The organism is Sphingobium herbicidovorans (assembly GCF_002080435.1).
GTDB lineage: Bacteria > Pseudomonadota > Alphaproteobacteria > Sphingomonadales > Sphingomonadaceae > Sphingobium > Sphingobium herbicidovorans.
This window is the reverse complement of record NZ_CP020538.1, coordinates 1,343,972-1,360,032: the sequence shown is the minus strand read 5'-3', so window position 1 is coordinate 1,360,032 and position 16,061 is coordinate 1,343,972. Positions and strand designations below refer to the sequence as shown.

The following is a 16,061-nucleotide window of genomic DNA, read 5'->3' as shown; positions in this document are numbered from 1 at the left end:
TGGCATCGTCCTCCCTACTGAAAGAACATTCAGCTTTCCAGCGGTGGAAGGGTGCTACGCGTGCCTCGGCGCTGCGTGGTAGAGGGGAAAAGGCGGGGATTGATCACTCCCTGCCCCACCAGCGCAGGACTTACGGCAAGGAAGACGAAGAGAAACCAGCAGCGTCCATAAGTATGCGGCATCGCCATGAGGGCGTTGGCAAATGTGACGACTGTAGTGAATATCGTCAGGAGCACGAGCTTCCCATATCGAGTCCTGTAGCCCGCAATTCCCGCCAGCACGGGCACAGCCAGTAACACCAAATATCCTAGCAGCGAGAGGCCGCCGCCTTCGTTCAGCAGCAGCAGGTAAAGGTTGTGGACAGGAAGGCCATGTCGGCTGGCATGCCGATACTGATCTGCGCCCAGGCCGATGAGGAGATTCTCATCAGCCATCTCCAAAGCCTCCTTGTTCAACTCCTGACGGCCCTCGAACGTCCCTGCGCTCGAAAGATCACCGGAGTTTACTGCGGAAAGGACCCTGGTTTGGAATGTCGCGGGAAGATAATTTTGGCCCAAGGTCAGCGCCGCGCTGCCGAGCAATCCAATAATGATCAGGGTTTTGAAATTGCGCCTGCCGCCGAAGAAGATCAGGGCTGCGGCAACCATGCTGTAGAGGCCGGTGTTGGAACTGGTCAGGATTACGCCCGTGATGAGAAGGGCCATGCAGAGCAGCGCAACCCAGCGTCGCATCTGATTGGAAAGCAGTAGAAGCCAGACGAGCGGCATGGCCATGACCGTCAGAACGGCCATGCCATTGGGATTGCCGGCAAAGCCCTGCAACCGCTTGTTACCCGTGACCAACGCCATCTGCACCCTTTCCGTGCTGTAATGGCCGGCCCAATAAACGATGGCGCCCAGAAGGCACATGACCGCCATGCCCCATATTCCGCATTTGATCAGGCGGATAACTTCCTCTTCCGGCCGCCGCAGCAGGACAAGAGGGACAAGCAGATAGGCAAAGCAGTATTGCGCGGTCAGCACCAGACATCGGACAACGTCACCCTTGAAGACACTGCCGATGAAGAGGCCTCCACTGAGCATCAGCAGGCCCAGCAACCAAAGCCAGGTGAGATTTGCGAAGGGGGCGGAAACCCGGCCGGTAGAAACGCGCAGAAAAAAAGCGCCCGCGAACATCATGTCGCTCAAGGTGATGTAGATGCTCGGATATCGGAACGAATTATAAGGCGCAAAAAACACCGCGCCTTGCAAAAGCATGAACTCCCACCTGTGAAGTTCGTCCGTCCAGAACTGAGGCTGTACCTGAGCGGCCCCACTGGGGCGTCGCATGGGCGGAACATAGCTGCTTGTCTGATAACGACTCGTCTGCACGCCTGGCGCTCCGGCTTCTAATTCTTCTTGGTTTCGTAGCTAGGATGCAAATCTCGCTTTGCTTAGTCCACTGCACATATTGCCTTGCCCAGCGTTAAAAAGGACAGTCGGAAATACCCGATTGGATAAGCGGCACACAGTTAAAGCTGATACTGGCGGCTGATGATAATGAAGTTTCCCCCGCCAACGGTTTCAACTGCTGGCGGCGAATCCCGATGTGCTGGAGCCGGATGCTTTTGCAGAAAGCCCAAAAGCCTTTACCGATGAAGACGAAGAGATTGGAGGGTCACCGTCAGCCGCCGGGCCGTGCAGTCCCTGACTAGCAGCCCAAATGGCTGCCTGAGTGCGGTTGGATACTCGCAATTTGCGGAGAACCGCTTTGACATGAACCTTAACGGTAGCCTCGCTGATCGAAAGTTGCCGCGAGATGACCTTGTTGGGGAATCCTGCGGCCAGGCGGCGTAATATCTCCATTTCTCGGACTGACAAATTTGCGCAGTCAATCGACACTGCGCTGGGCGTTTCCTCGCACAAAGCCGATTGATCGAGCAATTTCTGAGCCAGTTGAGACGGGAAAATCTTTTCGCCCAGGGCGATCAGGTCGAGATATCCTCCCAACCTTTCGCAGGACAGGTCGTTGATTAGATAGCCTTGGGCGCCGGATCGGAAGGCCTCCAGCATGCTGTCGAAATCGAACTTATTGGCAAGTATCGCGATCCGGGCGGTGGGGCACTGCTGTCGAACTTCAGCCAGCGCTGCGCCGGTCCATTCCATACCCTGATCCTCGATCAAGAGCATAAGACATGCCAAATTGGCGACCTCGGCGAGACCAGGCTCGTCAAGCCGAGCGCCGGTATAGAGGATTTGTCGATGTTGGGAGGAAAGAAGCCGCCGGAGACCCTCCCTGACGATCGAGCTTCCACCCACGAGCACAACATCGGAAACAATTGTCATCGTCCGCTTCCTCTCAGCACCACGCAAGAGCTGTGATGGATTGAAATGCAAAAGCATTTTGACCGGAACGACCCAATTTTATTGTGTGGGACAGTATCACAAATGTTGTTCTTAACAACATGCATACCATTGAAAAATATTAACCCAAATAAGGAATGGATTCCAGTAATTTTAGTAACATAATGAATATTAAGGCCTTTTATCCAAGGTTGCACACAGGCTATATCCGCCTGTCGCTAAGCGTTGAATATTCTGCTTGAATCGAAGCGACCGATTCGTCTCGCACTCGATGAGATTTCCACCGCTGTCATGGATTTCATCGGACAGCCGCCCGCTCGACAAATTGCCAGCAACGTCTTGTCAGAACAGCGATGGTGCAGCCATCCTTTCTGGTTTTGGACGAGTCTGAATATTGGCAGAGACACACCGCTGGACATGTCAACTAACCAATAAGATTTAACCCTGCTTCATCGGGTAAATCATTCTGGCCGTTAGCCTCCATATCTGTTGCTCGTTCGGCCATAATTCGGCTCGTTCCTGCCACAAGGGATGATAGCTGTCTGGTTCATTGCGGCCCGGAGCCAAGTCGCTACCGTTTCGTCAGTGATTTGGACAATCGAGGTCCTGCATGCTGTGACAGAGCCTGTCTGGCTGCATGCGGCGCCCGCCGATCGAAGATCTTATTTTGAACCGCAAAGGTTTTGCCATGGATGCGAGCGCGCCGCCCGCTGGATCTGACCCAATGCTTGATGACCTCGCGGATCGACGCGCAGGTGTTCCGGCGGACGCCCCAGTTTGGGCGGTATTGCTTCACGATCTTCTGACCCGGCCGACCGGCTTTCCCGGCCCGGCCCGCTTCGCCGCATTGATGCTGATCGACGCATCGCTGATCCTGGTTACGTTACTCCTTGTTGTCATGGCTGTGCCAGGCGATGTGTCGGCGGCTTTCTATGATCGCCCCAGCCTCATGGTTTTCTTCAGCCTGGTGGCGGTGTTCACTATTTGCCTCACCGGCCTTTACTGGCGAAGCTGGCGCTTCCTGTCATTTGGCGACTGCATTGCCCTTTCGACGGCGGTGGCAGGCGGCGCGGCGGCGGCGTGGGGCCTGTGCCTGATCATCTCGACAAAGATCCGCTCTGCTCCGCTGGAGGCGGTCGGCTTCGGGTTGCTTCACTCGGCACTGCTGCTGGTGGCGATGATCGGCGTGCGAACCATACGCCGGGGCCTGCGTGAATTTGCTCTGGCCCATATCGTGCCGCCGGGCGCCCGCCATAACATCTTGCTGCTGGGTGAGCTGGACTGGATCCGCTCGCTCATGGACATGCTCCGCGCGGAACGGGTCAATCGGTTCAATGTGGTAGGGGCGCTGACGTTCGACAGCCGCGAGACGAGGTTGCAGGTGGCCGGCGTCCCTGTGCTGGGCTCGCCTGACAAGCTGCCGCATATCGTGGAAATGCTGGCCATGCGGGGGCAGAAGCCCGAAAGCCTGGTCATTCGTAGCGATACGGCGATGCCGCGCCGATCCTTTTCTCATCTGGTGAAGTTGGCTGATCAATGCGATCTTACCGTCGCGCATGCCAATGACCTTCAAAAGACGAAGGATGGCACTCCGCGCATCGAGATCAAGCAGTTTGAGTTGGCCGATCTGCTCGGTCGTCCCGAGGTTTCGCTTCAGCGCAATATCGTGGACCGGTTGATTCGGGCGCGGCGGATATTGGTCACGGGGGCGGGGGCACGATTGGCGGCGAGTTGGTGCGCCAGATCGCAACCTTCAGGCCCGCGGAAATCGTGCTGCTCGACCATAGCGAATTCAATCTCTATTCTATCGAAATGCAGGCGCGGGACATGTTCCCGGACCTGATCTGCCGCCCGGAACTATGCTCGATCCGCGATAGCGCGGCGCTCAACGACGTATTCCAACGCCATCAGCCCGAGGTCGTCTTCCATGCGGCTGCCCTCAAGCATGTGCCGATCGTCGAAGCCAATCCTTGCGAAGGCGCGCATACCAATGTGCTTGGTACGCGAAATGTAGCGGACGCCGTCTGCGCCTATGGTTCGCTCGCGATGATTCAGGTGTCCACGGACAAGGCCGTCAATCCGGTCGGCGTCATGGGCGCGACCAAGCGCCTGGGTGAACTTTATTGCCAGGCGCTGGACCTCATCGGCCAGTGCGACCCTGACAGCCCCCGCTTCATGACAGTGCGTTTCGGCAATGTGCTGGGGTCCAGCGGATCGCTCGTGCCCCTGTTGCAGCAGCAGATGGCCGCCGGAAAGCCGCTCACCATCACGCATCCGGACATCAAGCGCTATTTCATGACGGTGGGAGAAGCGGTGCAACTCATCCTCCAGAGTAGCGCCCGCGCCATGGAAACGAATATCGACCGTGGCACCATCTTCGTCCTCGACATGGGCGAACCGATCAAGATCGTCGATATCGCCCGGCGGATGATCCGGTTGGCCGGCCTGCGCCCTGACATCGACGTCCCGATCAAGTTCGTCGGCCTGCGCCCGGGCGAGAAGCTTTATGAGGAACTGTTCGATGCCACCGAGGAACAGCTTCGTTCCACCATTCCGGGCATCATAGAAGCCAGTCCCTGCCCCGTTCCACTCGAAAAGCTGGTGAACGCCTTCACCGCGCTGGCCAGCCTCATCCATGCCCATGATGAAGATGGGGTACGCGACCTGATGAAGGAAATGCTGCGCGCGCCCGCACAGTCCAACTGGGCGAAAACGCTGCGGGAGCTGACTCGCGAAATCGATCTCGTGGGGAAGGCTGCAAATGAATGATGGACCGCACCCGCAAAGGCTCCGGCTCGTAACCGTCCCTACGAACAACGGAAGAGCTGGGGGTGATATGAAACAGGTTGTCCAACCCGGCGAAATGAATGGAGCGGCCGTTCTCAGCCCGGCTTTCCCGCCGCCGGAGCGACGCTGGCCCCAATATGAACCGGACGAGATCGGTGCGGTGGTCCAGGTGCTGGAAAGCGGCCGGGTCAATTCGCTTGTGCATGGAGAGCAATGCCGCGCTTTTGAGCAAGAGTTCGCGGATTATTGCGGCATGCCGCACGCTATCTCCCTGGCAAATGGCACGCTGGCGCTCGAGTTGGCGTTTCGCGCCCTAGGCATTGGGCCGGGTGATGAGGTCATTGTGCCAGCACGCAGCTTCTTCGCTAGCGCTTCGGCCGTGGTCGCTGTCGGCGCAGTGCCGATATTCGCGGACATTGATCCAAATAGTCACAATATTGATCCGGCCGCCGTCATTCCCCTGATCGGCGGGCGGACAAGGGCGATACTTTGCGTCCATCTGGCTGGCTGGCCCTGCGACATGGACGCGCTAACCGACATCGCGAATCAGCATGGCCTATGGCTCGTCGAAGATTGCGCGCAGGCCCATGGTGCGGCGATAAAGGGACGCATGGTGGGCTCCTTCGGTCATGCTTCCGCCTTCTCCTTCTGCACCGACAAGATCATGTCGACGGGTGGCGAGGGGGGCATGTTGCTGCTGAAGGACAGCGCGCATTGGGAACGAGCCTGGGCCTACAAGGATCATGGCAAGAATGTCGCGATGGTCGGAGCGCCCGCCGCGGGTAACGCCTTCCGTTATCTGCATGAAAGTTTCGGGACCAATTGGCGACTGACGGAGATGCAGGCTGCGATTGGGCGGGCGCAATTGCGCAAGCTGCCGTCATGGCTGGCAAGGCGGCGCGCAAATGCCGCTATCCTGGCGGCAGGATTAAGCGATCACCGGCTGGTCAATGTCCCTCGGGTGCCCGACGGAGTGGATCATGCCTTCTATAAATTTTACGTCATGCTGGATCCTGCCGTCGCCAGGTCGGATGTCATTTTGGCCCTTGCTCAGCGCGGAATCCCCGCCGGAACCGGCTCTTGCCCTGACATGTCGCGGGAACTGGCTGTCCAGAATAGCGACTACCCCAATCTCAATGCCTTGCCAGTAGCCACTTGGGTGGGCGAGCGCAGCTTGATGCTTCCTGTGGATCATCTTTTGGGCGATGAGGAGATGCGTTTAATCCTCGCCACATTATTGGAGGCGCTTGGTGACGCCACTGGAGAGGGGCTGAAATCATTATTCGCAGACGGATAATCAATCAGCAGCAATTGACTTTAATTCATTTCTGTTATGAAACGGAAAGAAAACGGCCAACAATGGTCAAATATGGGAGGTGGTCATGCGGCTCGTCCAATCTATCGGCATTTCCCTCATGCTTGCCGTCACGGGGTGTGCCGGCTCAGTTTCCGGCCTGCCTGCGGTCTCCACCGCCAACGCCGATCAATACAGGCTAGGGCCGGGCGATGAGCTTCGCGTCATCGTCCCCGGCCTGACCGAAATCGACAGTGGCACGGCCTTCGTCGTCAATGATCGGGGCGAGCTGACGCTGCCGCTCATGGGCGGGATTCCGGTCAGGGGATCGACCATACCCGAACTGGAACAGCGGATCGCCGCCCTGCTGGTGGAGAAACGGCTGATGGTGTCGCCAGCCGTCAGTGTTCAGCCGATGAAGCTGCGGCCCATCTATATTCTTGGGGAAGTGCGAAGCCCCGGCGAATATCCTTATCGTCCGGGTATGACCGTCGTGACCGCTGTATCTGTGGCAGGCGGGTACACGTTCCGCGCCAATCGCAACACGGTTGCCATCATCCGCCAGGTGGATGGGCAGGCGTCTACCGCCAAGGCGTCTGAAAATACGCCGGTTCAGCCGGGTGACACCATTAAAGTCGTGGAGAAATGGTTTTGAGCCCTACGCGCTTCATCCCGCTTTGCTCGTGCGTAATGTTGGCTGCCATCGCCTGTCCGGCGATGGCCCAGGAACTCGACAGGGCGACGCCGCTGCTGGAAACGCCGGAAGAATATGAGGCGAAGGCGGTGCAACTGGGCAGAATATCGGCCTATCTCGGCACCGATGTCAGGCTGGAATATGATTCCAATATCTATGCGCTGCCCTCGAATGAGATCGATGACGAGCGCCTGACCATTTCGCCCTGGCTCAACCTGAAACTGAGCGACGACAAATTTCAGCTGGCGGCGCAGGCGCGGGGAGTGGTGCGGCGTTATTTCAAGAATGAAACAGAGAATTCCGAAGGATTGAACACAAGCCTGGGGGGGTGTTCCGCGTGTCGGGCAGCGACAGCATTTCCGCCAACGTGGGCTGGACGCGGCTGGTCGAAGAACGCGGCGTGCCCGAATCCCTGGTTGGCGTGGGCACGTCGCCGCGCAGATATGATCAGTGGCAGGGCGATCTGGGCTACACCCATAGCGGCGCGCGCTTCACGATCGGTTTGAAGGGCAGCGCGCTCAAGAATAACGCGCTCGCGCCCGTCGATGCAGAGCGGGACTTCAATCAATATTCCGGTTCCGCCCGGCTCGGCTACCGGGTGAGCGGGATGATGAACGTCTTTGGCGAAGGCTTTATCGCGGTAAGGGATTTCCGGCTGGCGGTGGACGCGTCGGGCGTCAACCGCAATTCAAAGACTTACGGGGCGCGGGCGGGCGTTTCGTTCGAGCCTGGCGGGCTGATCCGGGGCGAGGCCGCGGTAGGCGTGTTCCGATTCAACCCCGAAGACGCCCGGTTCGACAGCAGGACCGGATTGTCGGTTTCCGCCGGACTGGTCTACACGCCTTCGCCGCGATGGGCGTTCACGCTTGACGGGTTCCGGGGTGATGTAGCCACCGTCCGAAACGGCGCGCAGGCGCGGACCGATACAAGATTCCGGGCGGGCGTGCAGAATGAAGTCTATCATAATCTGCGTTGGCAGGCTTCGGTGATTTATCGTCGCAGCAATTTCATCGGCACTGCGCAGCATGAGCGGACCATCGCGGGCGTGGCGGAAATAGAATATCTGGTGAACCGCAACATGTCCTTCGCGCTGACCGGGCGCATCGCCAGTCGTGAAAGCACAAGGGCTTTCGACGATTTCGATCGCCGCATCGTCGGAGCAGAGATACGCCTGCAATATTGATCGAAACGGACGTCAGTTGATCTGCCGTCCGGCCATGGCTTCACGATGGGCAAAGTCCAGAAACTCGTCGAGGTTCAGCCAGTTGTCATTGTCGGTGTCTTCCCAGGCGTCGTTGCGCCGGGGATCCATTCCGTTGGCGCGTTCCCAGCTGTCGGCCATGCCGTCATCGTCCAGGTCCAGATAGGGCTCGCCCGGCGTGATCGGGGGCAGGGGGCGAGGTCCGTTCAGCATCTTCGGATCGCGCAGGATCGCTCCCTTGCGCTCCCTCACCTCGGCGACGGTGCGCAGGTCCAGTCCGTCGCGGGGAAAAGCGCCCGCCCGGTCGAGCGCCTGTATATAGGCATCCTTGGCCGGAACCGCCCGAACGCTTAGGGGACAAGCGGGACGTTTCACCAGTGCGACGTTGATATCCTTTGTATTGAGCCGGGGAACGCCATCCAACAGGTTGTTGGAAATAAATATCTCTGACTGGCCCGCCTTGTTGTAAATTATGCGGTCAACGGCGGCGAGATTATAGCCTTTGTTCGGACCATTTTTGTAATAATTTCCCACGATATTGACCGACGATCCGCCAAATGCTTCACGGACTTCGGTGAAGCGCGATTGAGCATTATAAAGAATATTATTGACTATTTCGACGCAGGATTCCGGCATGAAGTTCACATCTGGATTTCGACTGCCGTTGTGCGCGCATATGTTGCGGATGAAGCTGATCTTCTGTGGTCTTTCAGGATGAGAGGCAAGCACCGCGCATTTGTCGTCTCGCGGAATGCTCTGCGTGAAGATTGAATTGGAAACCGTTATATTATCATTCACGCGGGATCCGGTCATGATCTGGCTCAGCGCCCAAGCGCCGCTGACATGATCGAATATGACGTTACGGCTGTTTTCAAACAGGAACGAACCATTGCTTCTGCGCGCCTTGCCATTGAGGTCTGTTCGTACGCGGATATGGCGAATGATGACGTCATGCGTATTCTTGACGACAATGGGGGTGTAGCCGTCCGCACCACCGGCATGGGCAATCACTATACCGCCGCCTGGAGCCGTCTGGCCCGCGATCGTGATATAGGGATGGGCGATCACCGGGCGTTCGGTTGTAAAGCGGATCACGCCGCTCACGCGGAAGACGCAAATGCGTGGCCGCTTCGTCTCGATGCAGGCGCGCAGGGAACCGGGGCCGTGATCTGCAAGGGTGGTGACGGGGATTATCATGCCGCCGCGCCCTCCACGCGCACGTCGGCCGAAACCCTCTGCTCCGGGAAAGGCTTCGGCGCCCGGCACTTCAGGCAGTACCGATTTTCCGTCCCGATCCTTATCCGCCCCGTCCGGTTGCCCGCTCATGTCGAACGGATTGACGAACGGTATTACCAGCAGCGCAGCGATCCCGACACCCAGGGCAGCGACTGCATTGGAGCTCACCGTGGTTTCCGCAACCGCTGCGGCTCGCTGTCGAGAAGCGACTGGTAGATGGCGGCGACCTGCGACACATGCTGGTCCACGCTATAGCGGCGGCTGGCATGGACAAGCGCCTGTGCGGCGATCCTGTCCAGCCGATCCGGGTGATTCAGCAGTTCCACGATTGAACGGGCCATGGCGGCGGGGTCGTCCGGCTCGACCAGCATGCCAGTCACGCCGTGATCGATCGCCTCGATATTTCCGCCCGAAGCGGCGGCTACCACGGGCGTACCAAGCAACATCGCTTCGATCAGCGACCGCCCAAAGGGTTCATGGACGGCGGTCACGACATGGATGTCGCACCCTGCCATCAACACAGCCGACGGATAGCGAAATCCCATCAGACGCAGGCGATCGGAAACGCCACCTGCTTTCGCTTTCTGCGCCAGTTGTTCGTCTATTCCGTCCATGAGGGGCAGGCCGAACATCAATCCCATCACGGGCAGGTCGGGCTGCATCCGGGCGATATGCGCCAGCATTTCGACGAACATCAGCGGCCGTTTTCGGTCGATGAAGTGACCGAAGAAGCCCAGAAGGCGGGTGTTGGGATCGACGCCCAGTTCCGATGTCAGCGCCAGATGCGCCTGCGCCCTGTCGATCGGTTCGGCATCGGCGTCGAATGGGCTGTAGATCACCGCTGTTTTGCGCGCCGTCCGCTTCAATCGGCGCACCTCCGACAATGCAAAGGCCGATACCCCCACGATCCGATCCGCCGCGAACGGCGCGAGCAGGCGCACGCCGCGCGCATCATGACTGCCCCTATGGTGCCAGAGCATCCTGGCTCCGGCCAATCGTGCTGGCAGTGCCCAGCTGGCATGCATCGCGCCCTCATTCGTGTGGACGATGCGAACATCGTTCAGTCGCAGAAAGCGGGCCATGCGCCATTGATCCAGCAAGGCGCCAACCCCGTTGCCGGTTCCGGTCTCCTTGGGAACGCCCGCCGAATTGCCGAAAAACCGTGTGTCGGGAAGGGTGACGAACTCCAGTCCTTCGGATCGGAGGAAATCGGCGAACTGGCCTGAACCGTAATGCAGGACGATGAGCGGGGAGAAACGGCTTCTATCAAGCTGTCGGATGAGTTTGGTCGCCGAGATATGACTGCCCCCGACGACGCCCCCTCCAAATGGGAAGCAGATGCGGACCGGGGCAGCATCTTCGCTGTCGCTACGCACGGACGCAGCAGATTGGGAAAGCGAGGAGGAAGCGGGCAAGACCTGAAGCATCTACATTACCTTTGCCTGGCGTGGTGGGGCGGCGGTTTCCCGTTCCTCAAGCAATGGGCTGCGTACATGCTGATAAAGCTGTTGGTAGCGCGCTGCTATCTGTCCCATTGAAAACTGGTCCTGAATGCGCGCCCGTCCGGCCTCGCCCAACCGGCGGCGGCCATCGGGGCCGAGCCTTTCCATGGTGATGATCGCTTCGGCCAGCCGCGCCGGATCGCGCGGCGGAACGATGATCCCGCTCTTTCCGATAATCCAGGCGCTGTCCCCGACATCGGTCGCGATGCAAGGCAGGCCGCATGCCATTGCTTCCCCCAATATGTTGGGAAATCCCTCCCCCCAGGCAGAAGGCAGCGCGAGTATATCGAGCCCCGGCAGCAATTCCTCCAGCGCACGGTCATGGCTTCGCAAGGTCAGTCGGTCGGCAGGCAGGGCGGCCAGCAGATGTTGAAGTGGCTCGGTAGGGCTATCCATCCCCTGGCCGGTAAGCAGAAGGTGAACATCCGCACCCCTCTCCCGGGCGCGCAGGACCGCCTCGACCAGGTTGGCCGCATCCTTCATCGGATGATTGCGCGCCGCCATGCCGACGATCAGCGCGCCGGGAGCGATGCCGAGATCGCGGACAAGCCGGTCCCGTGCTTCCTGCCGGGGCCGGAAAAGGTCGCAGTCGAAACCGTTGGGAATGACCATCGTCCGTTCGGCGTGAAAGCCCAGCCGCCGGTGCTGCGCTGCTGCTGCATGGGAATTGTATATGATCATGCGCGGCCAGGACGAAAATAATGCCGCGGTGCGGACGATGGCGCGCATCATGGGCTTTTCCTGCGCCAGATCGTCGATGCTGTGGCGCACGTTCCAGATCACCGGCGCATTGCCCGGCCGCAGCAATGTCGCAAGCCTGGTCGCAAGATGAGCATGGTACATCCACGCCATGATGAGGTCTGGCCGTTCCCGGTTGATATGGGCGCGGAGGCGGGCCAGTCCGGGGAGCAGGTCTGTGGCCCCCTTCATGCCGCAATGATGAAGGGGGACGCCGCTCGCGCGGATGCGATCTCCGGCGGCTCCCGGAGGCATCAGCGACACGACCGATGGCTGTATCGCGCCACCCTGCATGCGTTCATGATCCACCAGCCTTGCGAGCATGGTTTCCGCGCCTCCGACGTTCAAAGCGGTTATGACGTGGAGTAATTTCATAGGGACTCCCGAAGCCGCCTCGCTCAAGCCGTGGCCAGCAGCTTTTCTATTTCCGATCCGGCGCCGACCCGTTCCACGACCGCAAGCGTACCGCTCTCGCTCATTTCGAACAGCGTCCCATGATGTTCGCCCGACGCCAGCGTGCGCACGATGAACAACAGCGACCCCGGACCTTTCAGGTAGGAACGCAGGTTATCCACAGCTTTCCTGAGGTCGGCTTCAGCGAAATAATTCTGGTTGAGGACGTTGGCCGCGCGCACCAGATCGAAACGCGCCGCAAAGGCGTCGCGGGGGGCGAGCACATCGTCCTCTATGATCGTGATGAGGCCATGGTTACGGATGCGCGGGCTAACCAGCTCGACCTTGCGAACGCCTGCGCCCTCGCGCAGCTTGCGCGCCGCCAGGCGGCCCAGGATGTGAGAAAGGACGGGGCGGACAAGCCACATGCCGGTCAGATAGTCGAGGCGGCGGCGCCAGGGCTGTAGCGACCGGCCGAACAGATCCACCTGCAAAAGCTGGCCTTCGGTGTTGAGCAGCGCCGCGCACCGCTTGCCGAGGGGGACGATCCAGGCGTGAATGGCATAATCGGTGCCGGTGATGCGGGGCCGATAGCCTGCCCGTTTCAGGGCGTCGCACAGGTCCAGCGTCGTGGTTCCCGAAGAAACGCCGACATCCAATAGTTCCTGCACATCCAGCCGCCGTGCTTTCACCGCCTGCACAAGGCGGTCGTCAAGCTGCTCGAACCGTCCGCCCCACGTGCATTTGAACGTGTTGTTCGGGTTCTTGATGGAACTGAAGAAGGCGTCCTCCACCTGCTGCGGAAGGGCTTCTGCCGGGCGCGAGAAAAATTGCGTTGCTGCGAGTATCATGGCTTTGAACCTACAATGTGTGGCGGCAGCATGAAGTGGGCGCTTGGCTAGGAAGCAGGCCAATAGGGATTAGCCCAAATGCGAGCGGCGCGTTGCACTGGTTAAGCCGCATGGTCGCGAAGCCGACTGGCAGTAATACGCAAGCGCCATGGATTTGGGACGGTGAACGCCGCACTATGCGAACATGACGACATCGATCCCGGCGAACGCCCCATCCATAGGCAAGTCCATTGCCTTCGTTCTGCCCGGCCTGCGCGCTGGCGGATCGGAACATATCGTCAGCCTGCTGTGCAATCATTTCAGCCGGTCGGGCTGGACGGTCAGCCTGTTCGCCTTCGAAGAACCGGGCGCTCCACCCTATTATCCGCATGACCCGGCGGTGAGCATCAGGCAGTTGGGCCATCCTGTTGGCCGCTTGCCGATCGTGCAGGCGGCGGTGACGGTCATCAATCGCGTCAGGGCGCTCCGCAGGGGGCTGGCAAGCGCCCGCCCGGATCTGGTCGTCAGCTTCCTGACGCGAACCAATGTCGTCAGCGTCCTTGCCGCAAGGCCGCTCCGAATCCCGGTGATCGTGTCGGAGCGCAACAATCCCGCCATGCAACATCCCGGCGCGTTCTGGTCGGCTCTGCGCCGCTATGCCTATGCGCGCGCGCATGGGCTGGTGACGATGACAGAAGGCGCGATGCAATATTTTCCCAAGACGATGCGCCGTCGCCAATGGGTCATTCCCAACCCCACTTATGCTCCGGTCGGGACGGAAGGCCCACGGCCAGGCGGCAGGCAGATTGTCGCCGTCGGTCGGCTGGTGCCGCAAAAGGGGTTCGACCTGCTGCTGGAGGCCTTTGCCCGTGCGGCGCCCCGGATCCCCGGCTGGTCGCTCGTCATCTGGGGCGAGGGGCCTGAGCGCGCCAGGCTCGAAGCGCAGCGGGATGCGCTTGGCCTGGGCGACCGCGTGGCGATGCCGGGCGTCACGCAGGAACATGGGGCCTGGCTGCGCGAGGCCGATATCTTTGTCCTTTCCTCACGCTTTGAAGGATGGGGCATAGTCGTCGGCGAAGCCATGGCGGCGGGCATCCCGACGATTTCCTTCGATTGTCGCTGGGGACCGGGCGAAATGATCGCCGACGGGATCAGCGGCCTGCTGGTTCCCGATGGCGACGTACCTGCTCTGGGTGAGGCAATTGCTGCACTGTGCGCCGACCCGGAGCAGCGCCGCCGTCTGTCCGAAGCGGCGCGCATATCCGCGCAGCGTTTCACCATCGACCGCATCCTGATCGAATGGGAACGCGCGGCCCTGGAGGCGATTGTTCCAAAGCAAGTCCTGGCAGGAGCGATGAGGACCGCCGCTGCCTGAACGGGGTAGCCCGTTTTTGCCACCTCTAGACGATGCTGATTCTTGGTCGGAGTACGGTCGCTTGGCCGTGTGAAGCCGGCAGCGTTTCCTTGAAGTCATTGGACCGAAATGCAAAATATGGGGGAGAGCGGACGGTTTGCCCGCGTTCATGCTCCACAGGCCGGTGGGAACCCGGTTTCACCCGGCAATTCAATAAACACATATTTCCCATTAGCCTGAGCAAATGACTATCGGTCTGGCGTGATCTGAAAGCGTGCAGGCCTGTTTCAGGAGCGGGTGAATGGCAAAATTTAACGGCACTAGCGGCAATGACATCATCAGGGGAACGGCATCGGCCGACAGCATATATGGACTGGCAGGCCATGATCAGTTGTGGAGCGGGTCCGGGGACGATTACATCGATGGCGGCGATGGTAACGATGTGCTCCATGGGGAAGCAGGGGCAGACTATCTCAAAGGCGGCCTTGGCGACGACCAGATCTGGGGCGAGGATGGCAATGACCGGATCGACGGCGGCGCTGGCCACGATCGCATTTACGGCGGTCTGGGTAACAATATTATCGATGGCGGGGACGGTAACGACAGGATCGAAACCGCCGATGGGCACGACCAGATATTGGGAGGTATCGGGAACGACACCATTTATGCAGGCGGCGGCCGCGACTATATCGATGGAGGGCCGGGGGATGACATCATCTATGCCGGGGCTGGCGACGACGGTTTCCTGAACGAGATCAACCCGGCCACCGGCAAGCTGACGAGCCAGGCTGTCGCTGGAGGCGCTGGCAATGACTGGATCTATGGCGAGGATGGCAACGACAAGCTGAAGGGCCAGTCGGGCGACGACCACCTTTTTGGCGGCAACGGCAATGACCGCGTCGATGGCGGCGACGGCAACAATTATCTGTCAGGCGCCAGCGGCGACGATATCCTCGATTCCGAAACCGGCGCAGACAAGCTCTACGGCGGCGATGGCCGGGATATTCTGGAATCGGGTGGGGGCAACGATTTCCTCGACGGCGGCCGGGACGCCGATTCCCTGAATGGGGAGGCTGGAAACGATATCCTCTACGGCGGCGACGGCGACGACATGCTGTTGGGCGGCGCTGGCGCGGATCGGTTGTATGGCGATGCCGGGTTCGACAAGCTGAATGGCGAAGCGGGTGCAGACAGGCTCTGGGGCGGGGCTGGCGCGGACTGGTTCGTCTTCAAGGGCGCGGGCGCGCTGGACGGTGGCGACCGGATCGAGGATTTCCAGGATGGCGTGGATCGCATCGTGCTGGAAAAGCTGGGGGTCACCAAATATGCGGCGGGTGGCGGACTGGGAACGGTGTTCGCGCGCGACGGCGCGGGCGGAAATGTCTTTTTGGACGTCGTCACCTCGGCAGGAGCGAAGTTCAGTATCGACGTTGCCGATCCGACAGCCTCGCTGACCGCCGCCAACTTCACGGCATCGGATTTCATTCTCGTCTGACGGGTTGCCCCAGACAGCCCTTGTGAACAGGGCGGCGCGCCGAATGCCACAATGCGCGCCGCCATTTCGCTTTTCTCCACTCACGAGAGTTATTTAGGAGTAAGACGACAGAGAAGCTGCGCCTTTCACCCTTTAGCCTCATGATAAGGTTCGAAAAGCAGGGGTGAAGGTGAGCTGCCGATGAATGCGGGCGGA

General features: G+C 59.9%; 13 protein-coding genes. 7 read left to right on the top strand and 6 right to left on the bottom strand.

Features of this window, described 5'->3' with window-relative positions; translation table 11 throughout:
- Positions 1-29: 29 nt before the first annotated feature.
- Both B6S01_RS06615 and B6S01_RS06610 read right to left on the bottom strand, forming a co-directional pair.
- On the bottom strand, positions 30-1,256 hold the full coding sequence (locus B6S01_RS06615; RefSeq protein ID WP_037464578.1) for an O-antigen ligase family protein: 1,227 nt from the start codon (positions 1,254-1,256) through the stop codon (positions 30-32).
- 306 nt (positions 1,257-1,562) lie between these two features.
- Positions 1,563-2,324 (bottom strand): LuxR C-terminal-related transcriptional regulator, encoded by a 762-nt coding sequence (locus B6S01_RS06610; RefSeq protein WP_051908204.1) that lies wholly within the window; start codon positions 2,322-2,324, stop codon positions 1,563-1,565.
- A 742-nt stretch (positions 2,325-3,066) separates the two neighbouring features.
- On the opposite strand from B6S01_RS06610, the gene B6S01_RS21295 reads away from it, so the two are divergent.
- The 5 genes from B6S01_RS21295 to B6S01_RS06590 all read left to right on the top strand — a co-directional run bounded on the left by B6S01_RS21295 (position 3,067) and on the right by B6S01_RS06590 (position 8,300).
- Positions 3,067-4,185: a nucleoside-diphosphate sugar epimerase/dehydratase gene (locus B6S01_RS21295; RefSeq protein ID WP_197689944.1), complete on the top strand. Its 1,119-nt coding sequence runs from the start codon at positions 3,067-3,069 to the stop codon at positions 4,183-4,185.
- Entirely contained in the window at positions 4,077-5,111 is a 1,035-nt protein-coding gene (locus tag B6S01_RS21290; protein ID WP_197689943.1) for a polysaccharide biosynthesis protein, read from the top strand. The genes B6S01_RS21295 and B6S01_RS21290 overlap by 109 nt, the downstream gene beginning before the upstream one ends.
- A 67-nt stretch (positions 5,112-5,178) precedes the next feature.
- Positions 5,179-6,426 carry a DegT/DnrJ/EryC1/StrS family aminotransferase gene (locus B6S01_RS06600; protein ID WP_081570310.1) on the top strand — a complete coding sequence of 416 codons (1,248 nt, stop codon included), beginning with the start codon at positions 5,179-5,181 and terminating at the stop codon, positions 6,424-6,426.
- An 85-nt stretch (positions 6,427-6,511) separates the two neighbouring features.
- Positions 6,512-7,078, top strand: coding sequence for a polysaccharide biosynthesis/export family protein (locus B6S01_RS06595; protein WP_051908207.1), 567 nt, complete (start codon positions 6,512-6,514; stop codon positions 7,076-7,078).
- A gap of 367 nt (positions 7,079-7,445) precedes the next feature.
- Positions 7,446-8,300 carry an outer membrane beta-barrel protein gene (locus tag B6S01_RS06590; protein ID WP_197689942.1) on the top strand — a complete coding sequence of 285 codons (855 nt, stop codon included), beginning with the start codon at positions 7,446-7,448 and terminating at the stop codon, positions 8,298-8,300.
- 12 nt (positions 8,301-8,312) lie between these two features.
- On the opposite strand, the gene B6S01_RS06585 is transcribed toward B6S01_RS06590, so the two are convergent.
- From B6S01_RS06585 to B6S01_RS06570, 4 genes are read right to left on the bottom strand one after another with little or no spacing between them, the layout of a single operon-like run.
- Complete coding sequence (locus tag B6S01_RS06585; protein ID WP_051908209.1) at positions 8,313-9,722, bottom strand: pectate lyase; 1,410 nt, start codon at positions 9,720-9,722, stop codon at positions 8,313-8,315.
- On the bottom strand, positions 9,719-10,930 hold the full coding sequence (locus tag B6S01_RS06580) for a glycosyltransferase family 4 protein (protein ID WP_062792982.1): 1,212 nt from the start codon (positions 10,928-10,930) through the stop codon (positions 9,719-9,721). Before B6S01_RS06580 ends, B6S01_RS06585 begins: the two co-directional genes overlap by 4 nt.
- 51 nt (positions 10,931-10,981) lie before the next feature.
- Entirely contained in the window at positions 10,982-12,169 is a 1,188-nt protein-coding gene (locus B6S01_RS06575) for a glycosyltransferase (RefSeq protein WP_081570308.1), read from the bottom strand.
- Positions 12,170-12,192: 23 nt separating this feature from the next.
- Positions 12,193-13,038, bottom strand: coding sequence for a hypothetical protein (locus B6S01_RS06570; protein ID WP_037464581.1), 846 nt, complete (start codon positions 13,036-13,038; stop codon positions 12,193-12,195).
- A gap of 184 nt (positions 13,039-13,222) precedes the next feature.
- Here B6S01_RS06570 and B6S01_RS06565 point away from each other — a divergent pair, with 184 nt between their 5' ends.
- Together B6S01_RS06565 and B6S01_RS06560 are read left to right on the top strand one after the other, a co-directional pair.
- Complete coding sequence (locus B6S01_RS06565; RefSeq protein WP_051908212.1) at positions 13,223-14,392, top strand: glycosyltransferase family 4 protein; 1,170 nt, start codon at positions 13,223-13,225, stop codon at positions 14,390-14,392.
- A 280-nt stretch (positions 14,393-14,672) separates the two neighbouring features.
- Positions 14,673-15,866: a calcium-binding protein gene (locus B6S01_RS06560; protein ID WP_037464582.1), complete on the top strand. Its 1,194-nt coding sequence runs from the start codon at positions 14,673-14,675 to the stop codon at positions 15,864-15,866.
- Positions 15,867-16,061: the final 195 nt, after the last annotated feature.